This is a genomic window from Streptomyces nigrescens, assembly GCF_027626975.1.
Taxonomy (GTDB): Bacteria; Actinomycetota; Actinomycetes; order Streptomycetales; family Streptomycetaceae; genus Streptomyces; species Streptomyces nigrescens.
Genome location: NZ_CP114203.1, coordinates 9,336,391 through 9,358,683, shown reverse-complemented (window position 1 = coordinate 9,358,683; position 22,293 = coordinate 9,336,391). Strand labels below are relative to the sequence as shown.

21 protein-coding genes and 3 pseudogenes are annotated in these 22,293 nt (G+C 68.1%); 16 read left to right on the top strand and 8 right to left on the bottom strand.

From position 1 onward, the window contains the following. Positions 1-53 precede the first annotated feature (53 nt). Genes STRNI_RS40460 through STRNI_RS40450 form a run of 3 tightly spaced genes read left to right on the top strand, consistent with a single transcriptional unit; the run spans position 54 to position 3,531 of the window. On the top strand, positions 54-1,730 hold the full coding sequence (locus STRNI_RS40460) for an NAD(P)/FAD-dependent oxidoreductase (RefSeq protein ID WP_159492383.1): 1,677 nt from the start codon (positions 54-56) through the stop codon (positions 1,728-1,730). Then, positions 1,727-3,184, top strand: coding sequence for an ATP-binding protein (locus tag STRNI_RS40455; protein ID WP_277413120.1), 1,458 nt, complete (start codon positions 1,727-1,729; stop codon positions 3,182-3,184). The genes STRNI_RS40460 and STRNI_RS40455 overlap by 4 nt, the downstream gene beginning before the upstream one ends. Beyond that, the gene (locus STRNI_RS40450; protein ID WP_159492025.1) at positions 3,181-3,531 is read left to right on the top strand and encodes a UBP-type zinc finger domain-containing protein; all 351 of its coding nucleotides are present in this window, start codon (positions 3,181-3,183) and stop codon (positions 3,529-3,531) included. The genes STRNI_RS40455 and STRNI_RS40450 overlap by 4 nt, the downstream gene beginning before the upstream one ends. 68 nt (positions 3,532-3,599) lie before the next feature. On the opposite strand, the gene STRNI_RS40445 is transcribed toward STRNI_RS40450, so the two are convergent. Next, positions 3,600-4,667 (bottom strand): NAD(+)/NADH kinase, encoded by a 1,068-nt coding sequence (locus tag STRNI_RS40445; RefSeq protein WP_266437909.1) that lies wholly within the window; start codon positions 4,665-4,667, stop codon positions 3,600-3,602. A gap of 702 nt (positions 4,668-5,369) precedes the next feature. Between STRNI_RS40445 and STRNI_RS40440 the strand changes: the two genes are divergently transcribed. Continuing rightward, positions 5,370-6,509 (top strand): inorganic phosphate transporter, encoded by a 1,140-nt coding sequence (locus STRNI_RS40440; RefSeq protein WP_159492021.1) that lies wholly within the window; start codon positions 5,370-5,372, stop codon positions 6,507-6,509. A gap of 56 nt (positions 6,510-6,565) precedes the next feature. Next, positions 6,566-6,805, top strand: coding sequence for a hypothetical protein (locus STRNI_RS40435; RefSeq protein WP_159492019.1), 240 nt, complete (start codon positions 6,566-6,568; stop codon positions 6,803-6,805). 284 nt (positions 6,806-7,089) lie between these two features. On the opposite strand, the gene STRNI_RS40430 is transcribed toward STRNI_RS40435, so the two are convergent. Beyond that, positions 7,090-7,302 carry a hypothetical protein gene (locus STRNI_RS40430; protein WP_277413400.1) on the bottom strand — a complete coding sequence of 71 codons (213 nt, stop codon included), beginning with the start codon at positions 7,300-7,302 and terminating at the stop codon, positions 7,090-7,092. 68 nt (positions 7,303-7,370) lie between these two features. Next, positions 7,371-7,829, bottom strand: a pseudogene (locus STRNI_RS40425) (NAD-dependent epimerase/dehydratase family protein); the annotation flags it as partial. Between STRNI_RS40425 and STRNI_RS40420 the strand changes: the two are divergent. The 5 genes and pseudogenes from STRNI_RS40420 to STRNI_RS40400 all read left to right on the top strand — a co-directional run. Next, positions 7,756-7,987, top strand: a pseudogene (locus STRNI_RS40420) (hypothetical protein); the annotation flags it as partial. The pseudogenes STRNI_RS40425 and STRNI_RS40420 overlap by 74 nt on opposite strands. 195 nt (positions 7,988-8,182) lie before the next feature. After that, positions 8,183-8,977 carry an oxidoreductase gene (locus tag STRNI_RS40415; RefSeq protein WP_159492017.1) on the top strand — a complete coding sequence of 265 codons (795 nt, stop codon included), beginning with the start codon at positions 8,183-8,185 and terminating at the stop codon, positions 8,975-8,977. Between the two features lie 228 nt (positions 8,978-9,205). Beyond that, the gene (locus STRNI_RS40410) at positions 9,206-9,937 is read left to right on the top strand and encodes an SDR family oxidoreductase (protein ID WP_159492015.1); all 732 of its coding nucleotides are present in this window, start codon (positions 9,206-9,208) and stop codon (positions 9,935-9,937) included. A 30-nt stretch (positions 9,938-9,967) separates the two neighbouring features. After that, on the top strand, positions 9,968-10,432 hold the full coding sequence (locus tag STRNI_RS40405; RefSeq protein WP_277413119.1) for a cupin domain-containing protein: 465 nt from the start codon (positions 9,968-9,970) through the stop codon (positions 10,430-10,432). 533 nt (positions 10,433-10,965) lie between these two features. Then, a complete protein-coding gene (locus STRNI_RS40400; protein WP_148588091.1) occupies positions 10,966-11,934 on the top strand; it encodes an alpha/beta hydrolase in 969 nt (322 codons plus the stop codon). A 169-nt stretch (positions 11,935-12,103) separates the two neighbouring features. On the opposite strand, the gene STRNI_RS40395 is transcribed toward STRNI_RS40400, so the two are convergent. The 3 genes from STRNI_RS40395 to STRNI_RS40385 all read right to left on the bottom strand — a co-directional run bounded on the left by STRNI_RS40395 (position 12,104) and on the right by STRNI_RS40385 (position 13,607). Further along, positions 12,104-12,469, bottom strand: coding sequence for a hypothetical protein (locus STRNI_RS40395; protein ID WP_277413390.1), 366 nt, complete (start codon positions 12,467-12,469; stop codon positions 12,104-12,106). Positions 12,470-12,800: 331 nt separating this feature from the next. Next, positions 12,801-13,058: a hypothetical protein gene (locus STRNI_RS40390; RefSeq protein ID WP_277413118.1), complete on the bottom strand. Its 258-nt coding sequence runs from the start codon at positions 13,056-13,058 to the stop codon at positions 12,801-12,803. Between the two features lie 384 nt (positions 13,059-13,442). Further along, positions 13,443-13,607 carry a hypothetical protein gene (locus tag STRNI_RS40385; RefSeq protein WP_174876500.1) on the bottom strand — a complete coding sequence of 55 codons (165 nt, stop codon included), beginning with the start codon at positions 13,605-13,607 and terminating at the stop codon, positions 13,443-13,445. Between the two features lie 303 nt (positions 13,608-13,910). Between STRNI_RS40385 and STRNI_RS40380 the strand changes: the two genes are divergently transcribed. Both STRNI_RS40380 and STRNI_RS40375 read left to right on the top strand, forming a co-directional pair. Next, complete coding sequence (locus STRNI_RS40380) at positions 13,911-14,606, top strand: alpha/beta fold hydrolase (RefSeq protein ID WP_274732717.1); 696 nt, start codon at positions 13,911-13,913, stop codon at positions 14,604-14,606. 956 nt (positions 14,607-15,562) lie between these two features. Further along, positions 15,563-16,213 (top strand): LysE family translocator, encoded by a 651-nt coding sequence (locus STRNI_RS40375; protein ID WP_148588087.1) that lies wholly within the window; start codon positions 15,563-15,565, stop codon positions 16,211-16,213. A 682-nt stretch (positions 16,214-16,895) separates the two neighbouring features. Here STRNI_RS40375 and STRNI_RS40365 read toward each other — a convergent pair. After that, a complete protein-coding gene (locus STRNI_RS40365; RefSeq protein WP_277413117.1) occupies positions 16,896-17,660 on the bottom strand; it encodes a GNAT family N-acetyltransferase in 765 nt (254 codons plus the stop codon). 157 nt (positions 17,661-17,817) lie between these two features. Here STRNI_RS40365 and STRNI_RS40360 point away from each other — a divergent pair. The 4 genes and pseudogenes from STRNI_RS40360 to STRNI_RS40345 form a co-directional block, all read left to right on the top strand. Further along, positions 17,818-18,323 (top strand): annotated as a pseudogene (locus STRNI_RS40360) (transposase); the annotation flags it as partial. Positions 18,324-18,415: 92 nt separating this feature from the next. Further along, positions 18,416-18,805: a VOC family protein gene (locus STRNI_RS40355; protein ID WP_109886583.1), complete on the top strand. Its 390-nt coding sequence runs from the start codon at positions 18,416-18,418 to the stop codon at positions 18,803-18,805. Positions 18,806-19,214: 409 nt separating this feature from the next. Then, entirely contained in the window at positions 19,215-19,661 is a 447-nt protein-coding gene (locus STRNI_RS40350; RefSeq protein ID WP_277413116.1) for a hypothetical protein, read from the top strand. Between the two features lie 641 nt (positions 19,662-20,302). Then, positions 20,303-21,256 (top strand): phosphotransferase family protein, encoded by a 954-nt coding sequence (locus STRNI_RS40345; RefSeq protein ID WP_277413115.1) that lies wholly within the window; start codon positions 20,303-20,305, stop codon positions 21,254-21,256. A gap of 401 nt (positions 21,257-21,657) precedes the next feature. Here STRNI_RS40345 and STRNI_RS40340 read toward each other — a convergent pair whose 3' ends face one another. Next, positions 21,658-22,272, bottom strand: coding sequence for a ScbR family autoregulator-binding transcription factor (locus tag STRNI_RS40340; protein ID WP_371874954.1), 615 nt, complete (start codon positions 22,270-22,272; stop codon positions 21,658-21,660). Positions 22,273-22,293: the final 21 nt, after the last annotated feature.

Below are 22,293 nucleotides of genomic sequence, written 5' to 3'. Positions count from 1 at the left end.
ACAGGCACGTGAAGTCGGTGTGGCAGGGCGATCGACTCGGGGACGGGATGCCTATGGATCAGGCCGCCAGTCCAGCGCGGGCCGTCATCCTGACTGTGGACGACGACCCGGGTGTGTCGCGTGCTGTCGCCCGTGACCTGCGGCGACGCTACGGCGGGTCGTACCGCATTGTGCGCGCGGAGTCCGGCGAGTCCGCCCTTGCCGCCCTGCGCGAGCTGAAGCTGCGCGGCGGCCCCGTCGCGGTGATCGTGGCCGACTTCCGGATGCCGAAGATGAACGGCATCGAGTTCCTTGAGCAGGCCCTCGACATCTACCCCGGCGCGCGGCGGGTGCTGCTGACCGCGTACGCGGACACCGACGCGGCCATCGACGCGATCAACGTCGTCGACCTCGACCACTACCTCCTCAAGCCCTGGGAGCCGCCCGAGGAGAAGCTCTACCCCGTCCTCGACGATCTGCTGCAGGCCTGGCGGGCCACCGATCACCGGCCGGTGGCCGTCACCAAGGTCGTCGGGCACCGCTGGTCGGCGCGTTCGTCGGCCGTACGGGAGTTCCTGGCCCGTAACCAGGTGCCGTACCGCTGGTACTCGTCCGACGAACCGGAAGGACAGCGCCTGCTGTGCGCCGCGGGCCAGGAAGGCCGGCGGCTCCCGCTGGTGATCACTCCGGACGGCACGGCCCTGATAGAGCCCGAGGACCAGGAGCTCGCCGACCGGGTCGGCCTCGCGACGACCCCGGCGACCGACTTCTACGACCTGGTCGTCATCGGCGGCGGACCGGCCGGTCTGGGTGCGGCGGTGTACGGGGCCTCCGAGGGCCTGCGGACCGTCCTCGTCGAGCGCTCCGCCACCGGGGGCCAGGCGGGCCAGAGCTCGCGCATCGAGAACTATCTCGGTTTTCCGGACGGAGTGTCCGGGGCACAGCTCACCGACCGGGCCCGGCGTCAGGCGGCGAAGTTCGGTGCGGAGATACTGACCGCGCGCGAGGTCACCGGGCTGGAGGTCAATGGCGCCTCGCGCGTCGTCCGGTTCTCGGACGGCTCCGCCGTCGCCGCGCACGCCGTGATCCTCGCGACCGGCGTGTCGTACCGGCAGCTGGAGGCACCCCGGGTGACCGAGTTGACCGGCTGCGGAGTGTTCTACGGCTCGGCCCTGACCGAAGCGGCCGCATGCCAAGGCCATGACGTCTACATCGTCGGCGGCGCGAACTCCGCCGGTCAGGCCGCGATATACCTGGCCCGGAGCGCCAAGTCGGTCACCGTACTGGTGCGCAGGTCTTCCTTGGCCACGTCGATGTCGCACTACCTCATCCAGCAGGTCGACGAGACGCCCACGATTTCCGTGCGCACCAACACGGTCGTCGACGCCGCCCACGGAGCGCATCAACTGGAGCAGATCACCCTGCGCGACACCGCGACCGGCCACACCGAACTCGTCGACGCCCAGTGGATGTTCGTCTTCATCGGCGCGGCCCCGCTGACCGACTGGCTGGAGGGCACGGTGCTCCGGGACTCCCGCGGGTTCATCCTGACCGGCCCCGATCTGACCGCGGACGGGCGCCCACCGGCCGACTGGGAGTTGGACCGGCCGCCCTACCACTTGGAAACGAACGTCCCTGGCGTGTTCGTGGCCGGAGACGCACGCGCCGAGTCCGCCAAGCGTGTCGCTTCCGCAGTAGGAGAGGGAGCCATGGCGGTCATGCTCGCCCACCGATACCTGGAGCAGTCATGAACAGCCGGCCGATGCCGTGCAGCCAGGAGGAACTCGGCTCACTGTTCCTGTTCGAGAAGCTGGCCCCCGAACAGATCGCCCGGCTCTGCCGCGAAGGCCGTGTGGAGGCGTTCGCGCCCGGGCCCGTGTACGGGGAGGGCGACGACGCCACATGCTTCTACGTGCTGCTCGAAGGGACCATCGTGCTCTCCCGCCGGATCGGGGACTACGACGTGGAGATCACCCGGAGCTCCAGCCGCGGGGTGTACGCGGGAGCCTTCCAGGCCTACCTGGGTGACCGCCTGCGGCAGGTGTACAACAGCTCCCTGCGTGTCATCGAGCCCGCACGCTTCTTCGTGCTGCCGGCGGAGACCTTCGCCGCGATCATGCGCGAGTGGTTTCCCATGGCCGTGCACCTGCTGGAAGGTCTCTTCTTCGGTACCAAGAGCGCCCAGGAGGCCGTCGGCCAGCGAGAACGGCTCCTGGCTCTCGGATCGCTGTCCGCGGGGCTGACCCATGAACTGAACAACCCCGCCACCGCGGCCGTGCGCGCCACGTCCGCGCTCCGCGAGCGTGTTGCCGGGATGCGCCACAAGCTCGGCATCATCGCGGCGCGCCCGTACCGGCGGGACAGTCTGGAGACACTCATCGACGTCCAGGAACGCACGGCCGAGCGCGTCGCCAAGGCCACCGCCCTGAGTCCGCTGGAGGCCTCCGACCGGGAGGACACCATTGCCGACTGGCTGGACGACCACGGCATCGGGGACGGGTGGCAGCTCGCGCCGACCTTCGTACAGGCCGGCCTCGACACCGACTGGCTGGACCAGATCGCCGCAGTCGTGGACGAGGACACCCTCGAAGGTGCCGTGCGGTGGCTCAACTACACCGTCGAAACCGAACTGTTGATGAACGAGATCGAGGAGTCGACCAACCGCGTCTCGGCCCTGGTCACCGCGGCCAAGCAGTACTCGCAACTCGATCGGGCGCCCTTCCAGGTCGCCGACGTGCATGAACTGCTGGACAGCACCCTGCTGATGGTCTCCGCGAAGATCGGCCCCCACATCACCGTCGTCAAGGACTACGACCGCAGCCTGCCGAAGATCCCGGCCTACCCCAGCGAGCTCAACCAGGTATGGACGAACCTGATCGACAACGCCGTCTCGGCGATGAACAGTACGGACGCAGAGGGAACGTTGACCGTACGAACCGCGCGTGATGGGGACCATCTACTCGTCGAGTTCTGCGACACCGGTCCCGGAGTCCCCGCGGAGATCCGCGACCGGATCTTCGACCCCTTCTTCACCACCAAACCGGTGGGTGAGGGCACAGGGCTCGGCTTGGACATCTCCTGGCGCATCATCGTCAACAAACACCGGGGGGACCTGCGGTTCCACTCCTCCCCCGGCGACACCCGTTTCCAGGTACGCCTCCCGCTGGCCTCACCCGACTCCCCTCCCCCACAGGAGCCCTCATGAGTTCCCCGAACGGAATCGACCCCTCGGTCCCGCCCAGCGGAACCGGCTGCGCCGAGTGCGACGCCGCCGGCGGCTGGTGGTTCCACCTGCGACGCTGCGCACAGTGCGGCCACATCGGCTGTTGCGACGACTCGCTCGGCAAGCACGCGACGTCCCACACGCGGGCCACCGGGCACCCGGTGATCCGCAGCTTTGAACCGGGCGAAACCTGGTTCTACAACTACGAGACCTCGGAGATGTACGCCTCGGGCCCCCACCTGGCTCCCCCTGAGAGCCACCCGGCCGATCAGCCCACCCCCGGCCCCGCGGGACGAGTCCCCAAGGACTGGGCTGACCGCCTGGGATAGGCAGAAGGGCCCGAGATCTCATCGCGCGGCCACATGGGCCGACCTGCCAAAGCCCCCAGCCTGTCGCTTCAGCCGTGCGTGGGCAGGGGCGGAAGGCGCAGGTGTGCGAGGTCATCGGGGGGTGGGCTGGTGTGGGGCCACATGGGGGTGATGTCGGCGTCGGCTTCGGCGGTCGCGGGGGCATCGGTCAGGCGCATGCGCTCACGTAGCCTGCCGTAGAAGTCGGTTGGCCCGAGCCGTACGACGCGCAGGCGCTGCGGAGCCGCGTAGACACCGATCCAGTCCCCTGGATCCAGGACGCCGCGCAACTGACCGTCGACGCTGACCGCCGCGCGGCCGGAATGTCCCAGGACCCGTAGTGCGACGGCTTCGTCGGGTGCGGCAACTACCGAGCGGTTGAAGGCCATGTGCGGAGCGACAGGGGTGAAGACGATGGCGTCGGCCCGGGGGGAGATGACGGGGCCGCCGGCGGCGAAACTATAGGCGGTGGATCCGGTGGGCGTGGCGACCAGGACAGCGTCGGCGGAGTAGGAGGCGAGCAGCCGGCCCGCGAGGTACACCCCGAGGGAGACCTGCCGGTCGCGTGCCAGTTTCTCCAGGACGATGTCGTTGAGAGCCGTCACGTTCAGGGCCATCCCCCAGTCCCGGGCGACGGCACACTCGGGGCGCACCGACGGAGGCGGTAGCGCGGGACCCCGGCCGTAGCGCAGGAGGGCCTCCATACCCTCGGGGATTTGCAGTGGACAGGACGCCCGCATCGTCAGCATCAGGCGGGTCTCGACGTTCACTTGGCCGCGATGGACGCTGTCCAGTGCGCACTCGACATCGTCGGCCGGAACCTCGGTCAGAAAGCCGAGGGTGCCCAGGTCGACACCGAGGACAAGCGCATCGTTCTGCGCGGCCAGGCGTGCTCCGCGCAGGAAGGTGCCGTCTCCTCCGAGCGTGACGATCAGGTCGGGACTGCCGGCCGCACCGACCTCTTCCCGCGCATCTCGCCGCAGTTCCTCCTGGCTCCACACGTCGATGGCGACGCAACCGACGTCCTGGCGTTCGCACCACCGTCGGACGACGTCGGCGGCCGCCACAGCGCCGGGACGGCCTCCGTGGACGACGACGCCCACCCGTTGCACGCTCACTCAGCGTCCTTTCCATCCGGGTGCTCGGTTCGCTCGCCGCTGTGGGAACACCCGTTTCGGACGGTCGCGGGCTTCGCGTCCCGTCTGGCGACCATGTGCCACGAGCACCATCACCGCATAGGGCCGACCATGGACGCCCACTCCATGAGCGGACCGGCCCCCGCCCTGACGCGCCATCCCGGATATCAGCGAACCGAAGGCCGATAGACCGAAGGACGATAGCTCGCATATAGGGATGTTTGCATTCTTAGGGCATCTTAGCGGGCGCCCCTGGTCTCCATTGGGGCAGCAGCTCATGCCAAGCGGCGTAATTTCCCAACTGAGAGCCCGCAATCGCGCTGCGGCCCGCCACGGTGATCAGCTCGCATGAGTGGCAGGGGCTCGCGGTGTGTGCCGCTCAGCGTCGCCATAACCAGCCTCGTGACCGCCTGGCCTGCGACAGCCCCGTAGACCGCACGGGGTCATCAGGGGCCGATACGCTCAGTAGCGACGTCTTTCCGGTGAACGTCGTTGCGGGCGGTGTCCGGGTCGTTGTCGCTGAGTCCGGCACAGCGCTGACCTCAGCCGGCCCCCACCGACCGGCCTGCGCCGTCGCGTTGGCGGCGATCCGGAGCGGCACTTAGCGTGGGAGGGGACCGGCGGTTCGCACGCAGGGCTAGGTGGGGCCGTGCGGCCGGACCGCCCTCGACGTGGTGGACCGGGATGGCATCTGTCTCCTTCCTGCTCGTGGCCGTGATCCTCACCGCCCTGGCCTTCGACTTCACCAACGGGTTCCATGACACCGCCAACTCGATGGCCACCTCCATCGCCACCGGGGCGCTGAGCCCCCGGGTCGCCGTCGCCGTCGCGGGTCTGCTCAATCTGGCCGGCGCCTTCCTCTCCACGGAGGTAGCCAAGACGATCTCGGGCGGCATAGTCCAAGACAGCGAAGTATCCCTGGTGATGATCTTCGCCGGGCTGATCGGGGCGATCCTGTGGAATCTGGTCACCTGGCTCCTCGGGCTACCGTCCAGCTCGTCCCACGCCCTGTTCGGCGGGCTGATCGGCGCGGTGTGGGTGGGGGCGGGAGGTTCCGCGGTGCGCTTCGGAGCGATCATCGAGAAGATCGTGATTCCTGCGGTGGCCTCGCCGGTGGTGGCCTGCGTGGTGGCGCTGCTGGCCACCTACCTCGCCTACATGATCACCCGGAGGACCTCGCGCCGCGCCGTCGGAAAGGGCTTCCGCGCGGGACAGATCGGGTCGGCGTCCCTGGTGGCGCTGGCGCACGGCACCAACGACGCCCAGAAGACGATGGGGGTCATCACCCTCGCGCTCATCTCGAGCGGGGTGCTCAGCCATGGCGCGGGGCCGCCCTGGTGGGTGGTGCTGAGCGCGGGCCTGGCGATCTCGCTGGGCACCTACGCGGGCGGCTGGCGGATCATCCGGACCATGGGCAAGGGACTCACCGACATCCAGGCCCCGCAGGGCTTCGCCGCCGAGACCAGCGCGACCGCGGTCATCCTCGCCTCCTCGCACATGGGCTTCGCACTGTCGACCACCCAGGTGTGCACGGGCAGCATCCTCGGCGCGGGACTGGGCCGCAGGCTGGCACATGTGCGCTGGGGCGTCGCCGGGCGCATCGCGGTGTCCTGGCTGCTGACACTGCCGGCCGCGGCCGCCGTGGGAGGCGTGGCGGCGTGGGTGGCCGGTCGGGGCACTGTGGGGGTGGCCCTGGTGGCGGGCGTCGCCGTGGCCGCCGCAGCGGCTTTCTACGTGCTCTCGCGCCGCCGCCCGGTGAATTCGGAGAACGTCAATGAGGTGCCGGCGAGCGCCGCGAAGCCCACGGTGAAGCCGGCCGCCTGAGCCGGTCCGGCCGGGCGCGCTGTCGTCGGGGAGAGTGCAGAGGAAGGGGAAGCGGGATGGACATCAACTGGGGCACTCTCGGTGGTGTCTTCGGTGTCAGCCTCGGGATCACCGTGGTGGTGGTCGTGATGTTCTCGCTCGGACTGGCCGCGTGGGCCCGCGCCGGACACGGAGAGCCCGCCCCCGGCACGCCCCCGGGTCGGCACCAGAAGGTGGCAGCTGTCACGGCCGTGCTGTGCTTCGCCGCCTGCCTCGCGGTCGCGGCCTACGGGATCGACCTGATCGTTCCCGGCTGACTCCGGCCCTGCCACTCCACTCGCCCGGTATCCGAGATGCCCTGCCCCGGCCTCGGGGAAATGGCTCCGCCAGCAGGTGTGGGATACGGACTCGCTGCGTTGGTCGTGCTTTGGCTGGAGGAGCAACGGCTCTGACAGCCGGGGATTGCCGCCGGGGCGAGGAGCGGTGCAGCACCCACCCCTCTGCTGGGCAGCCGGGGCCACAGCATGCTGCGCCGACAGGCCGTCTCACGGACACCAGGGCCTCGGCACGCGGCGAGCGGTCGCCGCATGGGTATCTCGGCTCAGCGTCGCATGGAACGGTAGAGCGTGGACGTGATGGGCTCCGCCCTGTGCGTCACCTCAAAGGGTTCGGTGATCGACAGATAACTCTGGTACGCCTGGAAGGCCGTGACGCGCATGAGCTGTGCCCGGTCCAAGTACTCCCGTGCGAAGGGCAGATAGAAACGGTTCCACTGGTCCGCCGACACATAGCGCAGCTGATCGAGCCGCGGCACACCGTTCTCCGCTCGGCGGCGGCCTTGGACCATTCGTAGGTGTTCCGGTCCGCGTCGAATGACGTGGGCTCCGCCCTGCCGGTCAGTCCGGTCGCGTAGGAGGACGACAGATGGATGAGGCGAGTGCTCTCGTCCATCCATTTCAGCAGGGCACGCAGCGGAGCCACATTCGCCTGCTCCGACTCCTCGGCCGAGAGGTTCCAGCGGGTGTCGGCAGCGCAGTGGACCACCGTGTGCCAGGGGACCCGCAGCGCGTCGGGCGGCTCCTCGGTGCCGATGCGCCACGCGAACTGAGGCGGGGAGCTGCCGCCGCGGCTGCTGGCCCCGCACGCGTCATAACCCGCCGCGATCAGCCGGCGCAGTATGGCGCCGCCGACCGCTCCGGTGGCACCCGTGACGAGAATGCGTGCGGGAGGGGTCACGAGACGACGAGCCGCCTCTCGATGGCCCCCGGCATTGGCGGTGGCGGGCTGCTTCGTCCACGCCGGGGACGGTCTTGGGCGACGCGCCGTACGCGGAGCGCTCATCGCGCTCGTGCCCGCCACCGGCCTTCGGGCTGGCGTACACCGCCCTGCTGGTCGTCGCTGTCCGGCTGCTGAGCCGTGGTCTGCGCCCCGGCTGGTATCCGCTGCACGGCCGGATCGGCTGGCAGGCCTGGACCGTCAGCCAGCTCATGGACCTGGCCTGAGGTTTGCCGTCACGGTCCCGGCGCCGACGGAACCGTGACGATCCAGGCCCACCAAGGCGGCGATGCGCGGGACTCCTCAGCGCAGGCGGTGTGGCGATGACGCTGCTCGGAAGCGAGGATCGATACTCACTCAATGCGAGTGTTTTAGACGCATTTGGCAATGCTGGAAGCCTGACGCAGGAGGAGATCCCGGTGGAGCTGAACCTGACGGACAAGGTCGCCGTTGTCACTGGAGGCAGCAAGGGCATCGGCCTGGCCGTCACCGAGGCACTCGGCCGTGAGGGCGCGCGCGTGGTTGTCGGCAGCCGCACCGAAACGGCTGAGCTGGCAGCCCTGCGCAAGCGGTACGACATCACCTTCCACCCCGTCGATCTGGCCGACGCCGACGGCGCCGACACGCTGGCCCAGAAGGCAGCGGACCGGCACGGTCGGATCGACGTGCTGGTCAACAACGTCGGTGCCACCAACCCACGCTCCGGCTTCCTCGACGTCGATGACGCAGCATGGACGCATGCCCTCAACATGACGTTCCTGAGCGCGGTGCGCGCCAGCCGTGCCTCGTTGCCACACTTGCTGGCCCACGGCGAGGGGGCCATCGTCAACATCAGCTCGGTCAATGCCCGGCTGCCCTTCCCCATGGTGGTGGACTATTCAGCCGCCAAAGCCGCCCTGAGCAACCTCACCAAGGCTCTGTCAGAGGAGTTCGCTCCCCGTGGCGTCCGCGTCAACTCCGTCGCCCCCGGCCCCGTACGCACCCCGTTCTGGACTGCCCCCGGCGCCTTCGCCGACACCGTCGCGGCCAGCGCAGGCGGCACGGCACAGGAGGCCCTGGACCAGGTCGTCCCCCAGCAGATGGGCATCTCCACCGGACGCATCACCGAACCCCAAGAGGTGGCCGACCTCGTCGTTTTCCTGGCCTCCCCGCGCGCCGGCAACATCACCGGTGCCGAATTCGTCATCGACGGCGGCCAGACCAAGACCACCTGACTTACGGCCCGTTCGGGACGGCACCTAGGTGGTGTCTCACCGATCGCGGAAGGGGGCGCAGCGACCACCAGCGTTCCCAGGGATGACCCATGCGTCAATCGCCATCAGTGACGCTGCAGCCACGCAGCGCCACCGTCGCACCCAGGAACGCACGGACCAGCGTGCACCGTGCCCCATATCGCCGCAATCTGGACGCATGGCCTATCGGTGCGCGACGAAAGGTGACCAATGAAGTTCGCAGTCATCGGCGGTACCGGTCTGATCGGTTCGCAGGTCGTGAAGAAGCTGAACGCCGCCGGACACGAAGCCGTGCCGCACTCGCCGTCCACAGGTGTCGACGTGATCACCGGCCAGGGCGTGGAGGAGGCGGTGACCGGAGCCGACGGCGTCGTCAACCTGACGAATTCCCCGACCTTCGACGACGCCTCTCCCGCCTTCTTCCAGACCTCGATGGACAACCTCGTGGCCGCCGGCCACAAGGGCGGGGTGGAGCACTTCGTCATCCTCTCGATCGTCGGCGCGGACCAGGTGCCCGACCTCGCCTACTACCGTGCCAAGGTCTTGCAGGAAGACATCCTCAAGGCCGGGCCGGTCCCCTATTCGATCGTCCGCGCCACCCAGTTCATGGAGTTCATCAACGCCTTCATGTCCTGGTCCACCGAGGGCGACACCGTCCGCCTGCCCACCACCCCACTCCAGCCCATCGCCGCCCAGGACGTCTCCGACACCGTCGCCGAAGTCGCCGCCGGTACCCCGTTGAACGGAACCCTCAACGTCGGCGGGCCCGACGTCCATCCCCTCGACGAACTCGGCCGGATCACCCTGAACGCCCGACCCGACGGCCGGACGGTCGTCACCGACGACACCGCCGGCATGTTCGCCGCCGTCAACGGCGATGTGCTCACCACCAAGGGCGACGCACGCATCGCCCCCACCCACTACACCGACTGGCTCACCTGACCCGGCCGGCCCACCACTGGAGACCTCGCCATGCCGAACGACGAACAGGCGGCAGGCAGCGCCGAGAGTCGACCGCGCTCCGAAGCATGGAAGACGGCGCTCACCGTGCTGCAGTCGGCGAAACCGCCGTTCGTTCCGGAGGGGGCGGAGGCGATGACGGTTGTCGTCGAGTTCCCTCCCGGCGATCCCGGCACCCCTCCGCACCGGCACTCGGGACCTGCCTTCGGCTACATGCTGGAGGGGGAGATGCTCTTCGAGCTGGAAGGCGAGCCGGAGCGGGTGGTCAAGACCGGGGAGACGTTCTGGGAGCCGGGCGGCGATGTCATCCACTACCAGGACGGAAACAACCGGACGGACTCCCGGAGCCGCTTCCTCGTCACCATGATGTGCGCACCGGGTCAGCCCATGCTCACTCTGGTCGACGACGAAGAGCTGGCCCGGCGCCGGCACCTACGAGCTCCCCGCCCAGGACCCGCCCCTGACAGCCGGGACTGACCGCGATGAGCAAGTGGGGCGTCCCAGTGCCCCGGAGTGAGCATGTGGCTCTCCGCTCCCGTGGGTGAAATGGCAACGCATCGACGGCGGGGTGGACTCGTGCGCGCCCTTCAACGTGCGTGGCGCCATCTGCGGCAAAGTCCGCAGAACGCCTCTCACTCCAGTACGTGCCCTATGGGGCGCAGCAGATCGGCACCACCACCGGTGATGGACGAACCACGGCGTTGAAGCATTCCCGCTCGAATCACACACGATCCCGCCAGTGAAGGTCCGTCGGCGTATCCGCTCCTCGGCGAGCCTGTCATCGAGGAGGCCGTGTCGTCACCGAGCCGAGCACCCGTCGAACGGATCAGACGGTTCCTTGGAATGCATCCGCGGAGGACGGGCAATTACAATGGACAAATATCCCCATCAGGGGCTTGCACAAGGGCGGAGGCTCTTCCGACCGCCCCGCAGCCCAAGCGCAGCGCGGCGCTCTTCAGCGCCCCGCGCTCTTTATGATGCGCTTCTCGGATTTCCCAGGGAGCATTCCCATGGCTGGTCAAACCGCCTCAATCGTCCTCGAGCCCGAGGCACAGGAGCTCGCCGACGCAACCTCGCAACATCCGTTCCTGTACGAGCTGGATCCGACCGCAGCGCGCAAGGTGCTCGACGACCTCCAGGCCGCGCCCGTCGACAAGCTGCCGGTCGACGAGGAGTGGGTTTCGGTTCCGGCAGCGGTGGGCGATGTACGGGTACGCATCGTCAAGCCGCAGGGCGCCACCGGAACACTGCCCGTCGTGTTGTACATGCACGGCGGTGGCTGGGTGCTGGGCAATGCCGGTACCCACGACCGCCTGGTGCGCGAGTTGGCGGTCGGCGCCCGTGCGGCAGTGGCCTTCGTGGAGTACACGCCGTCGCCCGAGGCGCACTACCCCGTGGCCATCGAGCAGGGCTACGCCACCGCGCAGTGGATCGCCCACGAGGGGGCGTCCAAGGGGCTGGATGCACAGCGCATGGCAGTGGCCGGGGAATCGGTCGGCGGGAACATGACCGCCGCACTCGCCCTCATGGCCAAGGAGCGCGGTGACGTCACGTTCGTACAACAGTCGATGTACTACCCGGTCACGGATGCGGCCATGAACACCGGTTCCTACGACCAATTCGCCACCGGCTACTACCTGAGCCGCAAGCTGATGGAATGGTTCTGGGACGCCTACACGACCGACCCGAACCAACGCGCGGAGATCACCGCGTCTCCCAACCACGCCACCATCGAGCAGCTCTCCGGCCTGCCGCCCGCTCTGCTGATCGTCGACGAGGCCGACGTGCTGCGCGACGAGGGCGAGGCGTACGCCGCCAAGCTCCGCGCAGCCGACGTTCCGGTGACCACGGTGCGCTACGACGGCACGGTCCACGACTTCATGATGCTCAACTCACTGAGTCACTCCAAAGCCGCCCGCGGAGCCATCGACCAGGCAACGGCGTTCCTGCGCAACGCCCTTGGAACCGACCAGGCCTGACTGATCGTTGCAGAATGCGGTGCGTAGTGGCCTCAAGCAGATGCCCGTGCCCGGTTCGGGCTGAGCCACGCCACCCACATACGGCACCCGGGGCCAGAGCTACGGCCCCCGGGGCCACAGCCGCCGCACGGCCAGCACCAGTTGTCGCCGGCCGCGGGCCCAGCCCGCTCTATTGGGTCTGCAGCTCCCCGATCCGCGCCACTGCCGTTCGCCTCTTCGGGCATACCCACACCGCCGTGTCCGTGCGCACTGTCGCCGTCAGCGGATGTGTGTCCGGGTGCGTCGGGCACTGTGGCCAGACCGCCGATGCGCCTTCCGACCACAGTGCCTCCACCGCCCAGTCCTGGACCTGGTCTGCCAGGTGCACCAGCCGCTCCGCGGAGGTGCCACCCAGCGGTGACGTCAGGCCCTGACCTGAACCGTCCGGGGCCCAGAGCGTGATCCCGAACTCGTCGTCCTCACGTATGTGCGGCTGCACCGCGCACTGCGCCTGGAGGTCCCGCAGGACCGTCTCCAGAGCTTCGGCGAATTCCATGTCGTCCACTGGGCTCCTGATCACATCGCGGAGAACTGCCCCACAGTCTCCACCATCCCTGAAGCTTACGGACGATATCTTCCGGCCCAGGCCCCCGCTTCCGCAGCCGCCTCAATCCCGCCGCTGCTGGCCGACTGTCCGGCTGTCCGGCTATCCGGCAATTGACGCCCAATCGCACGGCCGGGGCTCCGCCTCCTTGGGCGTCAGCTCACCTCCATGCGGACACCGCATGCGGACCTCCTGCCACCAAAGGATCACGGATCACGTTCGGAAAGTGGATGGCATCTCGGGCCAACGACCGGCTGATCCAAGCGAAACTGCACCGCCGTGGTCAGGCGTCTTCGGGATCCAGCTCGAACGCGAAATAGATGCTCAACGTGCAGGACTCGTCCTCGCCGTCCAAGACAGTCCACGATACGTCTACCAGGCAGACGCTTTGTTCCCGCAACCACTCATGGGCTTTCCCGAAAGCTTCCGCGGCAGTTGCGCCGAGGAACAGCTTCCTGGCGATGGGATGCACCCCAGTCTCAGCATCCGAATCATCGAAACCCTCCGGAACGTCCAGGCAGAAGTTGCGATCGAGCACCATGGAATACACCTTTTCCATTCGATTTACCCGTACCAGTCGCCAGACATTTACCCGTACGAGTCGACAGACCTTGCCCCCCTGAGCACGACGCCTGGTAAGACCGCCGCACACCCGGAAGGGTTGATTCTGCGGACCATGCGGCGAAGTGACGCTGGCGGTGGGGCGCTCCGCGATGATCCAAACGACACGGCTGGCCACGGTCATCCCGCCGAACGGCCCCGTTCGGGCCGCGCCACGAGCCTGAGGCCGTTTCCGCTCGCTCGTCCACCATCGCGCGCCCGGGGTAGGTGCCGCGCCGTGGACGGGTACGCGAGGGGCCGCAGGGCACTGACAACCGTGCCCGGCGGCGAGCAGGCCCGGGAGACCGGCGCCGGGGGCTGAGCGTCAGCTGCTTCGTGTCATCTCGCGTTCGGCGAAAGGCGGAAGCTGTGCGGTGAGCGAGCGGCCGGTGAAGCGCTGAACGGCGTCGGTGGTGTGGCCTTCGGTTCCCTCCGCGATGGTGCCGTCCATGCACGCGAGCATCGCGGCAAACTCCGTCGGCATCAGCACCGTGAGACGGTCACGTACCCACCTCATGAACAGAACAGCCCGCGTACTACCACTCCTCTGCCGCTGCCACTCCCTCACCCTCACCTCCACAGGGCAACTGACCATCGGCGGGCCCTCGACCCGCTGCCCGGCAGCGTCAAGGCCGTCATCAGGGCCGACAGCGATCGACCGGGGCCATCGACCACATCTTGCTCGACCGGCGTGACCGAGCTTCCATCAAAGGAGAAGCTGACAACACGAGACCCGGGCCATGACGATCGGAACGCCGGCCTGGGAGCAGTCGAGGCCGACTTGGAGGTGGCGATGAGAGTCGTGTTCGTGCACGGAGCGTGCGTGCGAGACGGGTCGTGGTGGTGGCACCGCACCGCCGAGCTGCTGCAGGAGCGGGGGGTGCCGAGCGTAGCCCCGGCGCTGCCGAGCTGCGGCGAGGCGGGCCTGCCCGGCGGCGTCGGCGGTCCGGGGCTGCCCGAGGATGTTGCCGCGGTGCGGCAGGTGCTGCAGGCCGGCGACGAGCCGACCGTCGTCGTCGCCCACAGCTACGGCGGCATCATCACCGCGGAGGCCGCCGCGGGAATCGGGTCGGTGCGCCACCTGCTGCTGGTCTCCAGCTACCTGCCCGAGGTCGGGCAGAGCCTGTCGGAGTTCGGGGACGGCAGCCCCGCCCCGTTCCTCGACGTCGACCCCGACGCCAGCACGTTCGGGGTCCGCCCCGAGCTGCTCGTGGACACGTTCCTGCAGGACTGCGACTGCGAGGTCCAGGCGCAGGCGGCGGACCACCTCGCCCGGCAGAGCCTGCAGGTGACCGGGCAGCCGGTCGGGGCGGCCGCATGGCAGCAGGTGCCCTCGACGTACCTCGTCTGCGCTCAGGACCGGGGCACCCCGCCGCGCCTGCAGCGCGAGTTCGCCCGCCGGGCCGGCAGCGTCGTCGAGCTCGACGCCGGCCACCACCCGTTCCTGTCCCGGCCTGCAGCAGTCCGGGACCTGCTACTGAGCCTGTGACGACGGCCGCGGACGAGCCGAGCCGGCGATCCGCCGGGCCTCCGCCTACCCGTAGAGCCCCCGACGCTTGCGGACCAAACCCCGGTGATTCTTGACGGCCTTCCAAGCAGATGCACGCCTAGTCGACGCAGTTGCCCATCTCGGCGCGCCGCCCACTCGACGTGCGGATCGCCTGCCCGGACATCGCCAGCGCCTGCGACCTCGCCCGAGCCTTCGCCGAACTGCTCCGGCACGGACCGGGCTTCGTACTGACCCACTGGATCCGCCAAGCCGAGCAAGACGCTCCGAAGCCCATCAGCAGATTCGCCGGCTTCCTCCGAGGGGACTTACGAAGCCGTCACCGCCGGACTCACCGTGCACTGGAGCTCAGCGTCGTCGAAGGCCGCGTCAACCGCGTGAAGAACCTCAAGAGAGCTATGTACGGCCGGGCATCCTTCTTGCTCCTTTGGACTCGGTTCCTCACCAACTCATGAGTGCAGCGCCGTACTACTGGTGAGCAGTAGCCCGACAGGATCTGCGTATCGGCACACCGAGGAACTCGACGACCCGGACTGCTGGACCCCCGTGTGCAGCACGAAGAGGATCCCTTGCAGACATCCCCGGTCATCGAGTGGTGGACGGCCGAGCTTGCGAAGCCGCTGCTCCCGCACCAGCAGCAACGACTCACCCCGGCCCCACAGGTCGTCCGACACGAGCCACGGCGGCCCCCTTCCCCACGACCTCCTCAACGAGCGGCGGAAGGAGCGGACATGGGCACCTTCTCCTCGCAGCCGGTGTTCCCATTGCAATGTCTTCCACTGCGGGAGGGTCAAGTCGTGCCGCGACTTCGCCGGTCTCGAACTTGGTCACAGTCAGTGTGGCAAGAGGTGACAGCTGTCTCGGCCCGGCGCACTGAGCCGCACACGGCCGTGGGCTGCTAGGTTGCGCCTGAGGAACGCGCGTACGGAGGCTGTGCTGTGATCGGGCTGGGAGCAATAGCGGGGATCGCGGTGGTGGAGCTCGGCATGGTGTTGACGCCGGGGCCGAACATGATCTACCTGGTCTCCCGCTCGATCGCCCAAGGCCGCCGGGCGGGGCTGATCTCACTGGCCGGGGTCTTCCTCGGCTTCCTGGTCTACCTCTTCGCGGTGTCCGCCGGTATCGCCACCGTCTTCGCGCTGGTGCCGGAGATCTACCTGGCGATCAAGCTGGCCGGGGCAGGCTACCTGCTCTGGCTGGCCTGGAAGGCCGTCCGGCCGGGCGGCCGATCCGCTCTCGCGCCCCAGGAGCTGACGCAGGACGGGGCCCGCAAGCTCTTCCTGATGGGTTTCCTCACCTGCCTGCTCAATCCCAAGGTTGCCATCCTCTACATCTCGCTGCTGCCGCAGTTCGTCGACCCGGAACGCGGCCATGTCGGCCTGCAGGGGCTGCTGTTGGGGCTGACCCAGATCGCGGTGGGGGTCGTGGGCAACGCGTTCTTCATCGTGACGGCCGGATCCGTCGCCGGGTTCTTCGCCCGGCATCCGCTCTGGCAGCGCCTGCACCGGTATGCGATGGGCACCGCGCTGGCGGGCTTCGCCGTCAGGATCGCCACCGAACGAACGGGCGCGGCGGTCGCCCTGCGCTGACAGCTGAGCGCTGAGGGCGCCCATCGCAGGTGAGCTGACCGATGCCAGCCGATCGTTACTGCGAGAAGCCTTCGAGAACTCGTACGGCGCCAGCGGGATGTTGGTGCGCTTGAACAGCGCGCCGGAGCGGGCATTGGCGTCCCGGTTCTCCTCCCAGAAGGCCAGCATGCCGAGGTGGTGCTGCTTGGCGAAGGGCGGCGGCCTGGTTGTAGATCTGTGGTCGTCGTTCTCGCCGAGCATCGGCGAGACACCGGTCATCGCCCAGAGTTGGGTGCCCGTCTTGGCTGGGTGGAGCGTCTTCAGGTCCTGGACGCCACCCCGCGCATCCGCGGCAGAACGGAGAGGCCACGCCACCGGACCGGGCCGGCCACGCCGCCGACCTGACCACGTGATCGCGGACAAGGCTTACAGCTCCCGCGGTCGCGGCTTCCGCGGTTACCAGCGGCGACGCGACATCGCGACATCGCGCACACGATCCCCGAGAAAACCGACCAGCACCGGCACCGGGCACCATCGTGGGCGCCCCGGCGGCCGGCCACCAGGCTTCAACCGGGAGGTTGCCACGAGGTATGACAAGCTCGCGGTCCGCTACGAAGCGACTGTTCTGGTCGCGGCCATCAACGAGTGACTGTGACCAGGATCGTTGTGAAAGTGGGCTGCTGGCTTGGGGAGTTCGCGGTGTTCAGGGGTTGATGGTGTGTTCGGTGAACTGGCCGCAGGAGCGGAATCCCAGTCGGCGGTAGACGGGCTCGCCGTCGGTGGACGCCTGCAAGACCGCGATGTGGTGGTTTCGGTCGCGGGCCGTGTGGAGTGCGGCGAGTGTGATGGCACCGCCGTAGCCGCGTCGGCGGTGGGCGGCCAGGGTGCAGATGTTGTAGATCCCGGCAACCTCCGCGTGATGAAACACTTCGGCCGAGCAGACCGGACGGCCGTCCACGTAGCCGACCAGGTACCGGGCCGGGCAGCATGCGGCCAGGGCCTGCGGGCCTGCCTCGGCGAAGAAGCGGCGGACTGTGTCAGCGGGCGGGGTCCAGTTCGCGGCGAGAACCGCGGCGTAGTCGGCGAGCTGTTCGGGCGTGGCCACCGTCTGGATGTCCAGCCCTGCGGCGGCGGGCAGCGGCAGTGTGTCGTCCAGCTCGGCCCACATCGCCGTCTCCTGTTCGGATGCTGGCAGACCAGCCGCCGTCAGGAGGGCGGTGAGGTCCGGTGGCCTTGAGGCGGGCCCCACCCACCAGGAGAAGCGGCGGCCGGTGCGAGCCAGTGTCCGGGCGGTCTCGGTGATACGTGCCGTGGCGGTGGTGGCGGTGAAGCGGGCCGCGGCAACGATGTTGAAAGTGTCGTCGTCCAGGCTGCTGTCGGCGACCAGGAGGTCATCAGTCTCTGTAACGGTCGCAGCGCTCATGCTCCGATGCAGATGACAGGCATGTTCCGCCAGATTCTGCTCCATCCTGTCCGTCAAGTCGGCGTCAATGAGGAAATGGACATTCACAACGAATGATCCCAGCATGACTGGGCGCAGGTTGCACGTGATTTTGGATCGCTCGCCGCCGGTGTCACGTCGGCGACCAGCACATTTGATACACGCCCTAGGCGCGAACACGGTGGGGCCACTGACCGGACCGAGTCCGACCGACCGCGGCAAGAGCGGATCGAAAATCCACCTGATCACGGACCGGAATGGATTGCCCCTGTCACTGGGCATCTCCGGTGCCAACATGCACGACAGCCTCCGCCTGAAGCCACTGGCGCGGGGGTCCCGCCCGTCCGCTCCCCGACGCGACCCGCGTCGTCGGCGCCCAGTCAAGCTCCATACGGACAAGGGCTACAACTATGACCACCTGGGCAGTGGCTCCGTAAGAAGGGCATCCGCCACCTCATTGCCCCATCCGCCACCGCATTGCCCGTAAGGGGCACCGAGCCCTCCACACGACCGGGCCGCCACCGCTGGTTCGTCGAGAGGACGCTCTCCTGGCTGGCCGGATGCCGGCGCCTGCATCGCCGCTGCAAACGCCAGGCCGCGCACGTCCTCGAACGCCAGGCCGCGCACTTCCTCGCCTTCGTCGGTACAGCCGCAGCTCTCATCAACTACCGCCGACGCACTTCTTCGTAGACAACAGCGGCTAGGATCTACCGGGACATCGCGTGTCGGTCACCGGCTGGGTGAGGCATGGAGGTGTCGGGAGATGCCTTCGGAGGCATTCCTTGTCAGTTGAGTTGAACCACACGATCGTCCACGCCCGGGACAACCGGGAGTCCGCCCAGTTCTTCGCGGACCTGCTGGGCCTTGAGATCACTGCGGAGTGGGGCCCGTTCATCGCGGTCGGGCTGAGCAACGGCGTCACGCTGGACTTCGCCACGATCCCCGCGGACCACATCGCCATGCAGCACTACGCCTTCCTGGTCTCCGAGGAGGAGTTCGACGCGGCGTACGCGCGGATCAGCGAGTGCGGCATCGAGCACTACGCCGACCCGCACCGGCAACAGCCCGGCGCGATCAACCACAACGACGGCGGCCGCGGGGTGTACTTCATGGACCCGGCGGGCCATGCCATGGAGCTGATCACCGTGCCGTACGGCGGCTGGACCTCGTAACCACATGCGCCGAGGGCCGCACCCCAGCCCGGGGTGCGGCCCTCAATCGCTGCTTGTGCCCGATGTGGTCGCGGCCGGCGCCCTGCGATCACCCGCCCCACCGCCCGGCGGGGAGCTTGCCCGTCGTGGTCGGCACCGAACGCTGGCAGAGGATCCAGAAGCCATCACCGGTACCAAAGGAAACTGTTTCTTCAAGAGCTTTTTATTCTGACAGAGGTGTTTGAATGTGTTTTAGGCAGTAGATCGCCTCGGGCTGGCGAAAGGCCGTCGTCCACGCATAGGGACGTCCTGATACGGCCGTCAGGCCGCCGGCCACACAGGCACCGTGCCCTTGGACCGCGTCCTGGCGATCTCCTAATAAGGTGCCTCGACGGTAAATTGACCGGAGTCGTGGGAGGGAGGCAACCACATGGACACTGACCTGCGGCATGCAGCTGTCGTGGCACTAGGCGAGCTCGGGCGAAGTCATGACTACCGTGACCGGGCGGACGCCGGTCACGGCCTGGCAGCGTTCGCCGAGATGCAGGAGGCCCTCGGGCCGCTGCTGGAGCTTGTGCTCGACTCAGGTGACACCTTTGTCACCCGGCGGACCACGGAAGCATTGCTTCGGCGAAAGGACAGAGTCGGGCTGACAATAGTCGCGTCCGCACTGGCAGTCGCCAACTCGAATCACAGCGATTGGATCCACACCGCAATCGTCGATGTATTCAGCATCTTCACCAGCGACCGGGACAATGCGATACGGCTGTGTGAGGAGATGTCGCAAGACACCGACAACCGTGTTGCACTGGGGGCTCGTCAATTGCACGAGGTCCTGGCAGAGATCGATCCCGTTCTTCGTACCGCATGGCGCTAGGCCAACGCTTTCCTGAGAGCTCATGTGCTCGACGACAAAGGAACCTCGCCCGACGGGCCTCATCAGCGGCCCGTCGGGCGCCTCACTGGCGCCACCTCGACGGCCTCCGCGCCCTCGGGGGCGCCCTGTTCGGAGGGGACTTCGTCGTCATGACGCTGCGCCGCACACGGCCTCGTGCTCTGTGCGCGAGGTCCAGAAGCAGTTCGTCGACCATGAAGAGCCTGGCGTCGGACGCCGGAGCCAGCATGCGCCACGACGGTCAACACACAGCCCGGCCAGGCTGCCCCGCTTTCAATCGAGACTGGCTCGACCTCCAGGGGGACTTCGCGCGTGAGGTCCTCGGGGCCGATCGGGGCGCTCAGTCATTCTCCTCGGTGATGTCGGCGATGAGGCCGTGCCCTGTGCATTCCCCCCGCTCGCAGTTACTTCGCCACCGCCTGTGACGGCTCCTGGCGATCACTGCCTGTGCCCGCTGACGGGGTCTATCCAGGCTGTGGCCACGGCTCGATGCGGGTGCCTGAACGGTGGCTGCAGCAGCTGCGAGACGTGCCGTTGAACGGACACGAGGAATAGAGCAGGGTTGCCATCGCCTCCAACGAAAGGCTTTGCGCGTGCCGTCGTCCGGATGATGGAGTGGCACGGTGACCAACCACGACGAGGCGGCGGCTGTCCGGCCGTTGACACTGGCTTGGGTGAGCCGGCACCTGGAGGTCGGCGAACGGATCGTCAGAACCGAGGTGCTGCACGGCGGCATCACCGCCGAAATGCGGCGGCTGACCATCGGCAGACCGGACGGAGGCACCCGTGACCTGGTACTGCGGACCTTCGTCAACGTGGAGCATGCCGAGGACTGGCTGAACAGGGAGGCCGGTGCCCTGACCCTGCTCACGGGGACCGGCGTGCCGGCTCCTGGACTGGTCGCGGTTGATCCGGCCGCCGCGCATTGCGAGTATCCATCGCTCCTTATGACACATCTGGCGGGGCGGACGGTCCTCGACGATGAGGGATTGGAGACGCGCGTTCCTCTGCTGGCCCGTCAACTCGTTGCGATCCACGCGTTGCGACCCGCCGAGCGGCCCCGGGAGTATGTGGCGTGGACGACCGCCGACACCGTCGTGACTCCGAAGGGCGCCGACGCGGCGGCATGGGCCGCGGCGATCGACGTGATCCGCAGGCCCGCGCCGCGTTATGAAGGGCGATTCCTGCACCGGGACTTCCAACCCGGCAACGTGCTGTTCGACGTGTCGCCCCCAGAGTCGGCAGGTCCCCGGATCACCGGCGTCGTCGACTGGGCAGCGACCTCTTGGGGCCCGGCGGATCTCGATGTGGCGCACTGCTCGACCAATCTCGCGCTGCTGCACGGCCCGGCGTGGGGTCTGCGGTTCGCTGAGGCGTATGAGGAGGCCGGCGGGGTGCTGGCCGCGGCCGCGAGCGAGCGGCTGTACTGGCAGGTGCGGGACGGGCTGGCGTTCTCGGAAGAAGTGCAGTTGGTGGCGCAGCCGTGGCGGGAAGCAGGGAGGGCAGAGCTGACGACGCGAGCCGTGGAGGAGCGGCTGGATGCCTATGTCACCGCCCTGATGGACGCCCTGGGCTGAGCCAAGACGGTCCGGGACGCGGGCACGGCGGCGAACCGCCATAGCCTGTGCCCTACCTCGATTCGAACAGCGGTATCGCCCGCCGTGACCACTCCCCGTGATCTGTGACAGAACCTCACTCTCACCTACAAAGCCGCCCGTGCCGTCCTCGTCCGTCGACCACCTCGACACCGCACGCCAGCGGCCAGGCCGAGGCCGGGGCGGACGCGGGACGACCCCATGGGACCGCACAAAGGACCGCCGCAGCACGGGCACTCTCACCGGGCACCCCGCGCTGCACGCCCGGCTGCACGGCCACGCCGCTCCCCGACGATCCCCGCGGCCCGGTCCACTGGAACAGGCGCAGCTGCAGACTGCGGCCTTCCTCAGCGTCTGCAAGATCGGTGGGCGTCGCGCGCCGCTCAGCGCACGCGACCGAGCAGACCGGCGGGATCAGGCTCGGCCTGGAGGCCGCGGAGCAGCAGAGTCCACAGGTCATGCAGGTGCTCCTCGATGTGCCGGCGTCCCTCCAGTGCATCGGAGACGGTGTGCAGACCGAAGAAGGAGCAGACGATGCCGTGGGCGGTGGCGGCAGGTGGCACATCGGCAGCGAGTTCACCGTTACGGGCGGCTTCTTCGAGTAGCTGTGTAACGGCTTCGATCCAGCCGAGGAACGGTGCAGGGAGCTGGGCGTTGATGGCTTTGCGTTCGGCCCAAAGGCGTGCTCCGGCCCGGACGACGATGTCGTCTCGAAAGGCGCGTGCCACCTCGAAGCTCAGCCCGACGAGTTTCTCCAAGGCCGGCAGGCCGGGCTGCCGGTAGCGGCTGATCAAATGCGGCCACGTGGCGAAATGTTCCTCGACGATGGCGAGGGCGAGCTTCTCCTTGCTGGCGTAGTGGAAATAGATGGCCCCGCTGGTGCGACCGGAATGCGCACTGATGTCGCTGATACTGGTACCGGCGTACCCTTTCTCGTCGAACAAGGTTGCCGCCGCCTCAAGAAGGAACCTGCGCGTCGTTTCCGCCCGGATCTGCACGTACACCTCAAACGTTGTTCC

Excerpts from the sequence above, each read along its gene's own strand:
- STRNI_RS40460 (WP_159492383.1), top strand. The coding sequence starts at position 54 with ATGGATCAGGCCGCCAGTCCAGCGCGGGCCGTCATCCTGACTGTGGAC.
- STRNI_RS40455 (WP_277413120.1), top strand. The coding sequence starts at position 1,727 with ATGAACAGCCGGCCGATGCCGTGCAGCCAGGAGGAACTCGGCTCACTG.
- STRNI_RS40450 (WP_159492025.1), top strand. The coding sequence starts at position 3,181 with ATGAGTTCCCCGAACGGAATCGACCCCTCGGTCCCGCCCAGCGGAACC.
- STRNI_RS40440 (WP_159492021.1), top strand. The coding sequence starts at position 5,370 with ATGGCATCTGTCTCCTTCCTGCTCGTGGCCGTGATCCTCACCGCCCTG.
- STRNI_RS40435 (WP_159492019.1), top strand. The coding sequence starts at position 6,566 with ATGGACATCAACTGGGGCACTCTCGGTGGTGTCTTCGGTGTCAGCCTC.
- STRNI_RS40410 (WP_159492015.1), top strand. The coding sequence starts at position 9,206 with ATGAAGTTCGCAGTCATCGGCGGTACCGGTCTGATCGGTTCGCAGGTC.
- STRNI_RS40405 (WP_277413119.1), top strand. The coding sequence starts at position 9,968 with ATGCCGAACGACGAACAGGCGGCAGGCAGCGCCGAGAGTCGACCGCGC.
- STRNI_RS40400 (WP_148588091.1), top strand. The coding sequence starts at position 10,966 with ATGGCTGGTCAAACCGCCTCAATCGTCCTCGAGCCCGAGGCACAGGAG.
- STRNI_RS40395 (WP_277413390.1), bottom strand. The coding sequence starts at position 12,469 with ATGGAATTCGCCGAAGCTCTGGAGACGGTCCTGCGGGACCTCCAGGCG.
- STRNI_RS40390 (WP_277413118.1), bottom strand. The coding sequence starts at position 13,058 with ATGGTGCTCGATCGCAACTTCTGCCTGGACGTTCCGGAGGGTTTCGAT.
- STRNI_RS40380 (WP_274732717.1), top strand. The coding sequence starts at position 13,911 with ATGAGAGTCGTGTTCGTGCACGGAGCGTGCGTGCGAGACGGGTCGTGG.
- STRNI_RS40365 (WP_277413117.1), bottom strand. The coding sequence starts at position 17,660 with ATGGAGCAGAATCTGGCGGAACATGCCTGTCATCTGCATCGGAGCATG.
- STRNI_RS40350 (WP_277413116.1), top strand. The coding sequence starts at position 19,215 with ATGGACACTGACCTGCGGCATGCAGCTGTCGTGGCACTAGGCGAGCTC.